The sequence below is a fragment of the Ulvibacterium sp. genome, assembly GCF_965248315.1.
In the GTDB taxonomy this organism is placed as follows: domain Bacteria; phylum Bacteroidota; class Bacteroidia; order Flavobacteriales; family Flavobacteriaceae; genus Ulvibacterium.
In genome coordinates this window covers 1,455,455-1,468,612 of record NZ_CBDFIX010000002.1, presented here as the reverse complement: position 1 = coordinate 1,468,612, position 13,158 = coordinate 1,455,455, and the positions used below count along the sequence as shown (strand labels likewise).

11 protein-coding genes are annotated in these 13,158 nt (G+C 43.0%); 4 read left to right on the top strand and 7 right to left on the bottom strand.

Annotation, left to right across the window (positions count from 1 at the left end; translation table 11 throughout):
* Window positions 1–2: 2 nt before the first annotated feature.
* From ACP2AF_RS07770 to ACP2AF_RS07755, 4 genes are all read right to left on the bottom strand, one after another.
* Window positions 3–635 carry a collagen-like triple helix repeat-containing protein gene (locus ACP2AF_RS07770; RefSeq protein WP_425235665.1) on the bottom strand — a complete coding sequence of 211 codons (633 nt, stop codon included), beginning with the start codon at window positions 633–635 and terminating at the stop codon, window positions 3–5.
* Between the two features lie 19 nt (window positions 636–654).
* Complete coding sequence (locus ACP2AF_RS07765; RefSeq protein WP_425235664.1) at window positions 655–1,266, bottom strand: collagen-like triple helix repeat-containing protein; 612 nt, start codon at window positions 1,264–1,266, stop codon at window positions 655–657.
* A 316-nt stretch (window positions 1,267–1,582) separates the two neighbouring features.
* Entirely contained in the window at window positions 1,583–2,119 is a 537-nt protein-coding gene (locus ACP2AF_RS07760) for a DinB family protein (RefSeq protein ID WP_425235663.1), read from the bottom strand.
* A gap of 175 nt (window positions 2,120–2,294) precedes the next feature.
* The gene (locus ACP2AF_RS07755; RefSeq protein ID WP_425235662.1) at window positions 2,295–3,035 is read right to left on the bottom strand and encodes a glutamine amidotransferase; all 741 of its coding nucleotides are present in this window, start codon (window positions 3,033–3,035) and stop codon (window positions 2,295–2,297) included.
* 258 nt (window positions 3,036–3,293) lie between these two features.
* Here ACP2AF_RS07755 and ACP2AF_RS07750 point away from each other — a divergent pair, with 258 nt between their 5' ends.
* The 3 genes from ACP2AF_RS07750 to ACP2AF_RS07740 all read left to right on the top strand — a co-directional run bounded on the left by ACP2AF_RS07750 (window position 3,294) and on the right by ACP2AF_RS07740 (window position 6,443).
* Window positions 3,294–4,556, top strand: coding sequence for an amidohydrolase family protein (locus tag ACP2AF_RS07750; protein WP_425235661.1), 1,263 nt, complete (start codon window positions 3,294–3,296; stop codon window positions 4,554–4,556).
* A gap of 98 nt (window positions 4,557–4,654) precedes the next feature.
* Window positions 4,655–5,749 carry a sensor histidine kinase gene (locus ACP2AF_RS07745; RefSeq protein ID WP_425235660.1) on the top strand — a complete coding sequence of 365 codons (1,095 nt, stop codon included), beginning with the start codon at window positions 4,655–4,657 and terminating at the stop codon, window positions 5,747–5,749.
* Window positions 5,724–6,443 carry a LytR/AlgR family response regulator transcription factor gene (locus ACP2AF_RS07740; RefSeq protein ID WP_425235659.1) on the top strand — a complete coding sequence of 240 codons (720 nt, stop codon included), beginning with the start codon at window positions 5,724–5,726 and terminating at the stop codon, window positions 6,441–6,443. Before ACP2AF_RS07745 ends, ACP2AF_RS07740 begins: the two co-directional genes overlap by 26 nt.
* Window positions 6,444–6,497: 54 nt before the next feature.
* Here ACP2AF_RS07740 and ACP2AF_RS07735 read toward each other — a convergent pair whose 3' ends face one another.
* The gene (locus ACP2AF_RS07735; protein ID WP_425235658.1) at window positions 6,498–8,054 is read right to left on the bottom strand and encodes a DUF5050 domain-containing protein; all 1,557 of its coding nucleotides are present in this window, start codon (window positions 8,052–8,054) and stop codon (window positions 6,498–6,500) included.
* A 79-nt stretch (window positions 8,055–8,133) separates the two neighbouring features.
* Window positions 8,134–9,306, bottom strand: coding sequence for a serine hydrolase domain-containing protein (locus ACP2AF_RS07730; protein ID WP_425235657.1), 1,173 nt, complete (start codon window positions 9,304–9,306; stop codon window positions 8,134–8,136).
* A gap of 339 nt (window positions 9,307–9,645) precedes the next feature.
* Between ACP2AF_RS07730 and ACP2AF_RS07725 the strand changes: the two genes are divergently transcribed.
* Window positions 9,646–11,688 (top strand): bifunctional metallophosphatase/5'-nucleotidase, encoded by a 2,043-nt coding sequence (locus ACP2AF_RS07725; protein WP_425235656.1) that lies wholly within the window; start codon window positions 9,646–9,648, stop codon window positions 11,686–11,688.
* 188 nt (window positions 11,689–11,876) lie between these two features.
* On the opposite strand, the gene ACP2AF_RS07720 is transcribed toward ACP2AF_RS07725, so the two are convergent.
* Complete coding sequence (locus tag ACP2AF_RS07720; RefSeq protein WP_425235655.1) at window positions 11,877–13,034, bottom strand: hypothetical protein; 1,158 nt, start codon at window positions 13,032–13,034, stop codon at window positions 11,877–11,879.
* Window positions 13,035–13,158: the final 124 nt, after the last annotated feature.

Here is a 13,158-nt window from a genome sequence, read left to right as displayed (position 1 = left end):
GGCTAGTCGGGAAGATTATAAAATGCCTTGACCGCTTCATAATCGGAGTAATTCAATTTTCCGGCTTGCGCGCTTTCTGGAATCAGTATGTATCTAAATATGTTACCTCTGTCACCTGAATATTGAAATTCCGTTAAATCGACCCCATTGGTACTTTCCAGTCGTATTATAATTCCTTCAAAGCCCGGCGTGGTAGAACCAAAGCTAAATGAATACCAGGTATTGCTCCATCGACCTTTGCCCGGCATTGGATATCTAGAGTTACTTCCAAATTGCCCTAAGTACATGTAAACCAGAGTCCTTCTTCTAAGTTCATCACTGCTTATTTCGGTAATAGGGACATGCATGGTTTTTAACTGCGCGGTATCTACATCATTCCAATCCGCACGCATCCATTCCGAAAAGATAATATTGGCGGTCCCGTCCTCTCCATCGGTACCATCCTGTCCGTTTTGTCCATCTACTCCGGCCGGTCCTTGTTCACCTTGAAGGCCCTGTTCACCTTGCGGTCCTGTTGCACCCGGTTCTCCTTGTGGCCCTTGTGGTCCAATAGCTCCATCTTCTGCACTGCACGACAGTAAGAAAAATACACATGCCATAAGACCTGAAATTTTAAACAAACTGTAATTTTTCATAATGAAGTATTTTATGGTTTTATGGATGAAGTCCCAGATGTGCAATAACCTCTTCATAGCTCATCTTGGAAAAATTAGGAGTAGCATTCTTATCCGATGTGGGGTCGGGCTCAATAATGATATATCGAAATTGGGTATCTGGCCCTAAGAATTCTTCATCGGCCAAAGCACGACCAAAGGATTGAACTTGAAGGAACAGGCCATTACCGGATATCTTACTTTGAATGGCCAGTTCAATGCCACCGCTTGTTGCATTAAGCTCGTAAAAAGGCAACAGGTCTATGGTCGTAATTGTGGGGACTGGCTGATACCTTCTATACACCAAAATAACATTGTTTTCCCTTTGAAACTCCGTCAAAATCAAATCGGGAATCCTGTGAAATTTAAAATTGGACAAATCCGTATCCCAGGTATCGATTTCGAACCACCCGGAAGAAAATACGTTTGCAGTACCATCTTGTCCGTCTATACCGTCTTGTCCATCCCGTCCGTCAGCCCCAGGAGGCCCTTGCTCCCCCTGAGGTCCTTGAAGTCCGGTGGCTCCATCGGCACCATCCTCGGCGGAACAGGCCGCAAATGCTGCGCACAGTACTAACGGAATGATCGTATAAATGAAACGCTTTGTTTTCATAGCTTTTGAGTTTAAGGGTTATTACGTTTATGCTTCGCGGGAACTTTTCATTGGGAACGTGTTTTGGCAACAAGCCGCTCCAACGACATCTCAAAAGTAGAAGTAGGACGAGATAGAAGATTTTTGATATGTAACAAAGACTTTTGGAAATGTAACACCGACCAAAAAATTCGACGTGGGGATTGCAGAGAGTATTTGCCAAAGGCCATGCCGAAAGCCCGGGTATTTAGCCAAATACCAAGAAAGGAAAAATGGAGGGTATGGGTAACCCCTTATTCGGAAGTTAAAGAAAGATCACTTGTTTAAACCTGATCGTTCATTCTTTCGGGGTAGAATTTAAAATGGTAAGATACTTAGGCCACGGGCCAACCTCGTTCTTATATTGCTTGGCCATTGCCCTTGAGATTTGGGCAATATGGCCAAGGTCATGTACCACCCAGGCAGATAAGAGCTGGGCCAACGTAACTTCACCAAATTCCGGATGGATCCCTATACGTTCGTAATCGTCCGAACTAAGCTTCTTTGACCTTAAATCGGTAAGATTGTCTTTTCGTAACCCTTCAAACTCCTCAAGTAGGCTTTCGAGGGTTTTGCCTTTGGAATTTTCAAATTGTGCAAATCTATCGAAAGGTTCAAAGGCAGGGTTTGGACCATTTTCCAAGATGAGTGCCGTTCGTACCATCCAATCGGTTTTTTCCCCGTGGATCAAATGTCCTACAACATCAAAAGGGCTCCAAGTGTCTTTACCTTCATTTCCCTGAATCCATTCCTCAGATAGGCCCTGTAACAGGACTCTTAGAACCGTTGGCGTTCTTTCTAAAATTGGAATTGCGGTGTTTAGTTCAAATTTCATCATTACTATATTTGTGGTTGTAAATCTTTTATGGTAGCATCTCCAAACTGTTTCTAATCCAGCAGGAATTTCTTAGGCATTAAAAAGATGAAATTTAGTAGAAAATACCCGTATCACAAATCCCTTGAATATAAAAATACCTATCGCACTTCCACAGTCCCAATTCATATCATTCCTATTTTGGGGCCTGTAACCTGTAGCGCTCTACAAAGCGCCTGAGTATTTCCATTGCTATCGGAGTGTTGGTTTTACGGATTGAGGTGATTAATCCATTGGCTTCTTCCGGGGCAAAATAGCCATGGTCTTTATAGGTCCTGATTCGTAGCACAAACTCATTCGCATCCGCTTCAGGATGAAATTGCGTAGCATAGATATTCTTCTTGACCCTGAACATTTGAACGGGGCAAGGTTCGGAAGTTCCCAAAAGAACAGCTCCCGGAGGGATGTCGTCACAAGCTTCCTTATGTCCCACCAATGCCGAAAATGTTCTTGCCAGTCCCTTTAAAAGAGGATCCTTTGCACCTTCTTCAGTCAATGAGACATCGATACTTCCAATGGGTTCGGAATACTTTTTTGATATCCGGGCCCCACAATATTTTCCCAGAAGCCCGTTGCCCGAACAAGCACCAAAAAAAGGAACGTCCGCCGGAACCACCCGATCGAATAATTTATCATAAAAGATCTCGATTTCCTTCTGTACTTGGCTCTTTTCCTTTTGGTCCATACTAACATCATAAGGGCTACCACCTGCAATTATGGCATAATACTTATCCATTTCAATTTCAGGAATGCCTTGCTCCAAGCGGACACGATGAACTTCATCTGGGCCCAATTCGCCCACCCTAAGAATGGCCCGAAACTCACTATCGGCCGCTTCATCTTCGGGTCGCATTTGTAAAATGAGCAATTTCTTCATCGAACCATATTTTATAGTAAACACAAAAAGGGGTAAATTAATACGGCGCAGAGAACCTCTTCCGGTTGCTATTACCAAGAAGCAAAACCATAAATATCATACATCCGCTCTGGCTGCCCAAGATATAAAATCTTTTATTCCAAAGGAGGAGGTTTACGAACATCTACGTATGGTTACCACTCGGCTACTGAAGGCACCGATCCAGCGATTTCATTTTTCCCATAGCAATTTAAACTGTTGATTTATGAAAAACCCGTAGTGAAATCATTTGTTTTCATTTTCACAGTGCTCATCCTTTCCTGTGCTCCGGACCTCCCAAAGGATAACCTAAAAGCCAGGAAAAATCCTGATGGCCTAAAAATGAAACTGACCAATGGCAATTGGTTCAATGGGGAGAACTTCACGAAACGGGATGTCTGGGTAGATGATGGTCTGCTGCGTTTTAGCCCTAGCACCAAACCGATAGATACGGTAATCGACCTTACCGGTAAATACATAATTCCGCCCTTTGCCGAGGCCCATAACCATAATTTGGAAAGCGCGTATAAACTTCAAGATAGGATAGATTCCTATTTAAACAACGGGGTATTCTATGTTAAACTTCTCTCTTCCATAAAAAAGAGGATAGACCCCTTAATGCATCATTACAACAAACCCCATGGCCTTGATGTAAGTCTGGCCCATGCTCCTTTGACCGCCAATGGAGGACACCCGATAGCGCTACGTAAAAGATACCTGCACTACGGTTATTTTAAAGGACTTTTTAATACCATTGGGGCTATAGAATCTCACGGCTTCTTTATCATTAACAACTGTGATGACCTTGATAACCAATGGGAACGGGTTCTTTCCTTTAGTCCCGATTTCATAAAAATAATGCTTCTTTACTCGGAGGAATACGAAATCCGAAAGAACGATACCGCTTATTTTGGTCATAAAGGTCTTGATCCAAAGGTGGTTCCCAAAATTGTAAAAAGAGCCCACCAAAGCGGTTTGCGTGTCAGTGCCCATGTGGAAACGACCCATGATTTTCATGTTGCTGTTAAAGCCGGGGTAGATGAGATAGCCCATCTACCGGAAATCGACAATGGCAAACCCATCGCAGAAGAGCACGCTATTTTGGCGAAAAAGAAAGATATAGTCGTTACCACAACCGTTTCCCTAGTCACAAAAAAGGAGAAGGAACCAGCATACAGTGAATTGGTGAAGAATATAAGGTCCAATCTAATCTTGTTAAAGCAAAAAGGGGTGAAGCTCGCCATTGGCTCGGATATGTACAATGACAATTCCGTTGGGGAATTTCAGCTTTTACACAATTTAAATGTTTTCACCAATCTGGAACTATTGAAAATGTGGACGGAGAATTCGGCCATGACCATCTTCCCCAACCGTAAGATCGGATTCCTTAGGGAAGGTTACGAAGCTAGTTTTTTGGTGCTAAATAAAAATCCGTTGGAAGATATATCCTGCATTCACGAAACTATTGAAACAGGGGTGAAGCAGGGTGTACTTTTACAATAAAGCCATAGGGAACCGGGATGAAGGATATGGTGATATCCTTCGGTTAAACACTAACCAAATATTGTAACTTTATAAGGAAGCCCATTATCCGAAAATAGTTGAGTCCACATTTTTCCATAAAAAATACATCTAAAGCAAATTATAGAAACGGTAAACCGGGCAAGATACTTTGGCACCTCTTGTTTTGGATAGTCTTTGTAGTACTTTGGAGCATGCATGACCTGAATTATCACCGCGATTTTTTGGCAAATCTGCAGACCAACGTTTTTGCCTTTGTTCCCTATGCTTTTCTGGTTTATTTTAACCTCTATTGGTTAACACCCCGGTTCCTTTTGCAAAGGAGAATTAGCGGCTACCTCGTTCTTTTGGTTTTTGGCATTGCAATTACTAGCTGGGTTTCCTCCAAATACCTTTACTTCTATTTTTCTACGGTAAACGTGTATATCCCCACTGCCCATTTTTTTAGCAGCTTTGAAGGTAGGATTGCCATAATAACAGAGATTATTTTGTCCTTGGGACTTTCCATGACCTTGTTCCTGATAGATCAGTGGTACAGAAAGGAAAGGGTCTTAAGGGAAATGGAACAAAAACGACTGGAAATGGAGTTAAGCCTGCTCAAGAACCAGATCAATCCCCATTTTCTGTTCAATTCATTGAACAGTATTTATATTATGCTGGGGAAAAACCTGAGCGATGGGAAAAATATGTTGCTGCAATTTTCGGAATTGTTGAGCTATCAATTGTACGAGACGGGAAAGAAACGAATTAGTCTAAAAGTGGAGTTCGAAAATCTGGAAAACTATATCCACATTGAAGGTATTCGGCATAAGGATCTTGTTAAAGTGACCCATAACTTCCCAAAGAATTGTGAAGACTTGGTAATTTCTCCTATGCTTTTGCTCCCCCTTATTGAAAATGCGTTTAAGCACAGTCAAAGCAGTCAAGGATATGAAATAGGCATCAACTCGGAGATTACATCAAATGGCGTTTTAAAATTTTATGTGGAAAATACAATCGCCAACACCAAAAAACGGAAACCTATGCATACAAAGGGAATAGGACTTACTAACGTAAAACGACGGTTGGAATTGATCTACCCCAATAGGCATAATTTTATCACACGAAAACTTGACTCAAAATTTATGGTCCAACTGGAAATACAGCTCCATGAAAATGAAATGCCTCATAGTTGATGATGAGCACTTGGCCAGAAAAGGCCTGGAAGATTTTGTGCTTAGGACACCTTTCTTGGAGCATGTTGCTTCCTTGTCATCGGCCTTGGAGGCCCTGACATTTTTAAAAAGCAGCGTGGTAGATATTGTGTTTCTTGATATTCAAATGCCAGATATGAACGGGGTAGAGCTTATGGAGGCGCTCAATCAGCCCCCTCAGGTAATCTTTACTACCGCACACAGGGAGTTTGCAGTGGACGGGTTTGATCTTAACGCCACGGACTTCTTGTTAAAGCCATTCTCCTATACTCGATTTTTGAAAGCCGTGGATAAAACCGTTCTTACTGGCACAATAGGTTCCGAGGAAGACAAAACCCATATTTTCATTAAATCCGAGGGGACTATTGTTAAGGTGCAGATAGACCATATCACTTTTGTAGAAACTGCGAAAGACTATGTTTTTGTGCATACGATCAACGATAGGTATCTTACCTTGGTATCCCTTCGCCAATTGGAACAAGAATTGCCCGATTCAAAATTCATGAGGGTTCACCGATCCTATTTGGTCGGTTTGCAACACGTGAAAAAGCTCGAGGGGAACCTCCTTTATGTAGGAACCCAAAGGATTACGATCAGCAGAACACTTCGCAACGAAGTGTATCAGAGAATAGTAGGCGATAACCTTATTGGGCGGTCTTCCGAGAAAGACGTTTAAAACGAAGTGTGAAAATCGTTGAAAGGATTCTATATACAGTTACTTTTTAATGAATTATGGTTCGGATTTATCCTCTACCCTAGCCCCAAGTTCTTCCACCTTGGATCTGGCATGGGTTCCATACCAGGAAATAGTATCCAATTCCGAAGCCTTTTTGTAAAATTTTAACGCGATTTCCAATTCACCATTCGCTTCATGGCTTTGTCCCAAATCATGATAGGTCTGATAAGATTGGGGGTACAGTTCCAAATTCATATGGAGCAAACCTATGGAGCTTTTATACTTTCCTTGAAAATGATACCAATAGGCCAACATCAACATTTCATAATCATTAAAAAAGATCCAATCCTTATATTTTTCCTTTAATTCGTCAAAAACGGTTTGCCCCTTTTCTACCCCCTCCTCCAATATCAACTGGAAGAATTGTGACTGGGACAACGGAACCTCCACATTTAGTTTTTGATACTGTTCTATGGTCATGTCCGGGAAATGTTCGGTATTTACATACTCACGTATATAATCCAATACCTCTTTTGTCTCCACATTTCTGTTTGCCTCTATTAACTCATCAGCAAGACCCAGTAATTCCTCTTCAAAGACATAATGGGTGTTCAAGGAATCTAGAATAGCTTTCGGATAAGCTGCAATTGCCTTTTCCAAACTCTCTTCCTTAGTGATGTTAACAAAGGGGGTTATCTCTAGGTTGGTAAGTGTCTTTCTGTTTTTACCCTCTAGATTGGTTACAACTATACTATTTCGACCTATCCTGCTCGAGTGAAAGGTCAAGTACTTTCCGTCCGGGGAAACCCGGGCCTCCAAATCCCAATTTGGGGAATCGGTGATTCTTTGCCATTTTTTTGTGGCTACCTCAATACGATAAATCTCATATTTAGGTTCATCCTTGTTGCTATAGAAATAAATAAATTTGCCATCTGCTGACCAAACAGGTGCCCCATCATCCGACCAAGATTCTGTAATTCGCTCCAATGTGCCGGTCTCCAGGTTCAGTACCTCAATCTCCGGGTTTCCATACCGTCCCGAATTAAATGCCAACAATTTTCCGTTAGGATGCAGCGATGGATTTCCTACACCCCAATCAAAATAGGTGACCTGGGATTTCTCACCGGTCTCCACATGAAAATTATAAATATCCGACCCGTTTTTATTCTGTACCTCGGCATAAATGTATTTTCCGTCCAGGGAGAAAACCACCTGACTTACCAGAACATCCTCTTCTTGAGACAACATCCGAACATCAGAACCATCGGTATCCATCATAAATAGTGACCGCATACCATCCCCTTGATCGGAGATGAACGCAATTTTTGTTCCGTCGGGCGAACAAGTAGGGAAGCTATTTCCCCATCCTTCTTTAAGAAAGGTCAATTGTTGTATATCGCTTCCGTCCGCATTCATTCGAAACAAATTTTGGGTAGGGTGCGAATTTCGGGTACTGGCAAATACGATTTTTTTCCCGTCGTGGGACCATGAAGGTTGATAGTCCCAATATTCCGGGACAGTATACTTAGTAAGCGCATTGGACGTTTTCTTGCATGAGTTCCATCCGAGAAAAAACAAAACAACAAGGGCCAGTTTTATATAGTTTTTCATGGATATAAGGTTTTTATGTTTTTAGAATGCAAGCATTACTCTTTGTAATTTGAACTGTAACTTTCCCAAGAGCCCGGAGTTAGTTCAGTACCATCGGCAACAAATGGCTATAGAGCAATTCAATCGGTTCAATTTCCTCACTATAGGTGGCCGAATCGTTTTGGGTCAGAACGATTACTATATCATATTGGGGAATTACAAATAGGAACTGTCCCCAATGCCCATAGGCCATCAGAATATCAAATGAATTTTTGGCCTTCGTTTTTTCCAGCGGCAATAACCACCACATGCCCCCATACCCTGCAGGAATGCTACCATGAAATTTTTTAACCAGAGGAACGGCATTTGTCAATATCCCGTGGATCCAATCTTCGGGAACAATTTGTTGTCCCTCCCAACAACCGTTCCTTAAATACAGATACCCTATTCGTGCCAAATCAATCGGCGTAAGAAAAAGTCCGCCCCCGGTATGCGGAATACCCTTATGGCCCCAAGACCATTGAGCACTTTTAACGGCAAGGGAGCCAAATAAAAACTGTTGTGCAAAATCCTCTGTGTCCATCCCTGTGGCATTTTGAAGAAGGCCACCCATTAAGATAGCTATCCCGCTGTTGTAGTACCATTTCTTCCCGGGGGCCGACTCCATTTCGTAATCCAGGACATATTTCATTTTATCGCCTTTGTACTTATTTAAAGGGCCTAGATGACGTTCCCCCGTCCATGCCTGGCCTGTACGCATATTTAAGGCGTGCTGCAGGTTCATGGCCTTTTTTGATCTATCGTTATTTTTAATGTTTTGATACTCGGGGAAGAAATCAAGGATCTTTTGATCAAGGTCTCGGATAAAACCTTGTTGAATGGCAACCCCAATCAAAGTACTGGTGATACTTTTTGTCACCGATTGTAAGGTATGCGGTTTGGAATCCTTATATCCCCCAAAGCTTTCGTTGACGATTAGATATCCATTTTTTACTATGGTCAGCGATGTAATAGGTCGTAAAATCTCTCCTTTTCCAATTTTATCGATCAAACCCCTAAGTTTTACCCCATTCAGTCCTTGACTTTCCGGGGCATCGGTTCGCCAAGCTTCTTTGGGAAAGTAATTGTCCCCATAGTTTTTAAAATGTCCGGCACAGCCATCGTCTACTATTTCCTGAAGCGTCCTTATTAAATCCTTTTCACTTTGGGCTATAATCGTATCGGCATGAGAGCTGACATAAATAATCCATAAAGAGAGGACAAGAAATCTCATAGTACACCTAATTAAACCTGCATGAAAGTAGTGTGCCTAGGCTACCCATCTTTCGTTCCAAATGCAAAATCCGTACGGATTCATGAATTCATACGAATTGGAATCAATTGAAGGTTTCCGCTAATTGTGGAGTAAGTGTATTCCAGTTACGACGGCAATCAAAAAACAGGTCTTATACAGAGGCGTAAACAAGCTAATCTTAAAAAGGGTTCTTAGGAATACTACTTCCTTCCGGGGCCATTTCTAAAATACATTTTTTATAAAGATTATTTAACCATTCAAAAATATCATCCTGTCTTTTAGGCTGTAGTTTTATTCGATAACTAAAACCACAATGAAATGAAAAAAAATAAATTGCTGCTAATTGCCCTTGTCCTAACATTCTTTTACGGTTGCTATCCCGATGACTTCGTTGGAGGGGGCGGTAAAGATGACGATGGAGATTCCACAGGCGTAGATCCCGAAGCCCAAAAGGCATTGGACGAAGCGGATTTTGTACTTCAATTATTACATTACGCGGATGTGGATGGCAATGAAGAGACCGCTTTGGATGCCGTTGATGAATTCTCGGCATTGGTCAATGGCCTTACCAACGATTCGGATTACGGATCGCAGACGTTAATGGTCAGTTCCGGTGACATCATTATTCCCGGTTCCCGATTTTTTGCCGCGGAACAATCCGCCGTCCGTGCGGTTACAGGAAGTAACGAACCTGGCCACGCCGATATCGCATTTGCCAATGCCTTTGGTGTTGTAGCCAGTGCTTTGGGAAATCATGAACTGGATGCAGGTCCCGGTGAATTGGCCGATGCCATCCAGGCCGAAGCCGGTGGTGGAGCGGAATTTAGCGGGTCGGCTTTCCCTTTCCTTTCGGCCAATGTAGATTTTACCCCCGATGATGATTTTTCTATCGGAACCGATGGTTCCGAGGCCAACACTATGGGCACCCAAGTGGCCAAATACGCCATAGCGACCGTTAATGGGCAGCAAATTGGTCTGGTAGGGGCATCCACCCCTACTCTACCGAACATCACCAGTACCGGTTCATTGATCGTTAGTGGAGAAGGGGGTACCATGGCCCTTGCCGCAGAGATCCAACCCGCCGTTGATGCCCTAAAAGGGGCAGGGGTCAACAAAATTGTCCTTTTGGCCCATATGCAACAAATTGCCATTGAAAAAGAACTGGCCACTCTTTTGGACGGTGTGGATATTATCGTTGCCGGGGGATCCAATACCCGTATGGGCGATAGCGATGACAGCTTATTCTCCGGAGATGGGGGCTTTCAGGAAACCTATCCCTTTATCACCAAGGATGCCAGTGACAATCCCACCCTTGTGGTGAATGTAGACGGGGATTACAAATATCTAGGGCGATTGGTCGTAGGATTTGATGCCCATGGCGTTTTGGATACCAATACCTTGGACGAATACCTCAATGGTTCCTATGCGTCCATATCATCCGTAGTCTCGCAAGTGGACGGATCACCGATTTCTACGGTTACGACCCTTCAAAATGCATTGAATTCCGTCATTGACCAACAATTTAGCAATGTCCTCGGTTTTTCGGATGTGTACCTGGATGGTAGAAGAAGTCAGGTCAGGACCCAGGAGACCAATTTGGGCAACCTTACCGCTGACGCCAATTTGTGGTATGCCAACCTGCTTTCCGATGAGCCCGTACAGATTTCATTGAAGAATGGGGGTGGAATCCGAACCGAAATCGGCACAGCTGTCTTACCTCCGGGATCCACAAATCCCGATGATGTGGAATTCTCTGCACCGGAAAACATTTCCGAGGGCAACCTTAGGGCCGTATTGCGCTTTGACAATGGACTGGTCCGATTAACGGTTACGGCAGCAGAGCTTAAGGATATTTTGGAACATGGCGTTGCGGCTACGGCATCAGGCGCTACTCCAGGGCAGTTCCCACAAGTGGCTGGGCTTTCCTTCACCTTTGATAGTGCCGGTACTCCAAGAACGGCTCCAGGTAACGGCACCCGGGTTTCGGAACTTACTGTAGGTACCGATGTTGTAGTATCCGGGGGCACCATCCAAGGCGATGCCTCCCGTACCTTTAATCTGGTAACCCTAAACTTCCTCGCGAATGGCGGTGATTCCTATCCATTGACCGATGCTGATTTGAGCGCACCCAACCGGGTCAATTTTTATGAGGGCACCGGTTTTGGTGAGGAAATCGATTATCCGGATGCTACTTTGACCAACGACCCCGGAGCCAATAGCTCCTTTAGCTATACCGGTGGAGAACAAGAAGCCTTGGCAGAATACTTGACATCCCAATTCCCACAATCCAGCCCTTATATGGAAGCTGAAACTCCGGCAAGTGCTGATACCCGAATCGTACAAGTGAATCCCATTAATTAAACATGGGGCTATCAACTATTATAACTGACCAATAGCTAAAAGAAACGTCCCTGAAATTTTTCGGGGACGTTTTTTGTTTGTATCGGATCCAACGGAGAACATCCTAAAACAAAGGCAATGGCTTGGAGTTACGTGGACTGGTATTTATTCTTGAATTTCTTTTGGGATTTGGAATTTTCAAGTTGACGTTAAACTTTAAGTCTTTTCATGGTAGGCTTTATCGTGGATTCGGAATACGCATACAGCTTTTTCCATATCCATTGTTTTCTTTTGGGTAAATGATTCATAAATACAATGTGATAATCGAAACAAGGCACGCCACCCCGTTGTTTCTTAAAATCCGATGCCCCACTACTCATATTGAGTATTTTTTTCTCGGCAACAGCCATCTGAACAAGTTGATAGTTCATGAGACGGTAAAGCCCCCGTTCCCTAGGTTGCTTCCAATCATAGCCGATAAATGGCGTACACAGTTGCTCTCCCGTCTTTACCACGGCCTGCACCGCTAGGGGCCAAAGGCTTGTCTTCTCCCTTAAAATGGAATAATGCAGCATATGGGACGAGAGCATAGCCTTTAGAAATGCCGGTGTATAGTCCGGATTCAATGCGGCATATTTTTCGCGGTAAAGTCGGTGATAATATGACAATAAGAGTTCGGTTTCCTTATCAAGGAATTCGGATACGTTTTCCCAATATACATCCGTTGTTCTTTCCCAAAGTTTTCGGTCTTGGATAACCGGCCTTTTTTTGGCATAGTTGCTGTTTTGGGGATCCAGGATATAGAGTTGTCTACAAGCTAACGGAATCCCCCCCTGCCTGCGTAATTTCTGGAATATCCGGATATCCGTTGAATCGTTGACCGATCTATATACGATGGCCCTTTTCGGATAATGCTTTTTAAGATACTCCGGTACCAAAGGGTGCGTTACCGGGCTTTCCTTTTCATATAAATTGGTAGCCAAAAAGAAATTGTTTACGAAAACAACGCGTTCCATTCCCAAAAAATCACCTAAAATCCGTAGAATAGGAAAGAAGAGTTTGGCTGCAATTTTCTGTGAAGCACTATACTTGTCCCCGTGCAAAACCTCTTCGCGGGTATAGTCTATATATTGGGCCAGGAAACTGAACAGATAACAGCTATTTCTTTTGGTTTTGGCACCGAGTGTCAAGGGATAAAGCCGATCATTTACCTGCAGCACCTCAACCCTGTGATTCGAATTCCGGACAAAAACCTTACTTGAATGTTCAACAACAGGTTCATAAAACGCACGAAGCGCCGAACCATTTACAACCGTATCCCAATCGAGCTCCGTTATAGAGCCGCGTCCAAAAACCTTGACATACACTGTTGAAAAGTACAGTGATATTCTTGGACGATAAATTTTAAATCGGGATTTAATATAATCTTAATTACAACTTCATCGTCAGTTAATATATATGGTGATAATTTTCCAAGTTAAAATAGCATAT

Bases quoted from the DNA above. Each gene is read 5' to 3' on its own strand.
- ACP2AF_RS07770 (WP_425235665.1), bottom strand. From the start codon at position 635: ATGAAAAATTACAGTTTGTTTAAAATTTCAGGTCTTATGGCATGTGTA.
- ACP2AF_RS07765 (WP_425235664.1), bottom strand. From the start codon at position 1,266: ATGAAAACAAAGCGTTTCATTTATACGATCATTCCGTTAGTACTGTGC.
- ACP2AF_RS07760 (WP_425235663.1), bottom strand. From the start codon at position 2,119: ATGAAATTTGAACTAAACACCGCAATTCCAATTTTAGAAAGAACGCCA.
- ACP2AF_RS07755 (WP_425235662.1), bottom strand. From the start codon at position 3,035: ATGAAGAAATTGCTCATTTTACAAATGCGACCCGAAGATGAAGCGGCC.
- ACP2AF_RS07740 (WP_425235659.1), top strand. From the start codon at position 5,724: ATGAAAATGAAATGCCTCATAGTTGATGATGAGCACTTGGCCAGAAAA.
- ACP2AF_RS07735 (WP_425235658.1), bottom strand. From the start codon at position 8,054: ATGAAAAACTATATAAAACTGGCCCTTGTTGTTTTGTTTTTTCTCGGA.
- ACP2AF_RS07730 (WP_425235657.1), bottom strand. From the start codon at position 9,306: ATGAGATTTCTTGTCCTCTCTTTATGGATTATTTATGTCAGCTCTCAT.
- ACP2AF_RS07725 (WP_425235656.1), top strand. From the start codon at position 9,646: ATGAAAAAAAATAAATTGCTGCTAATTGCCCTTGTCCTAACATTCTTT.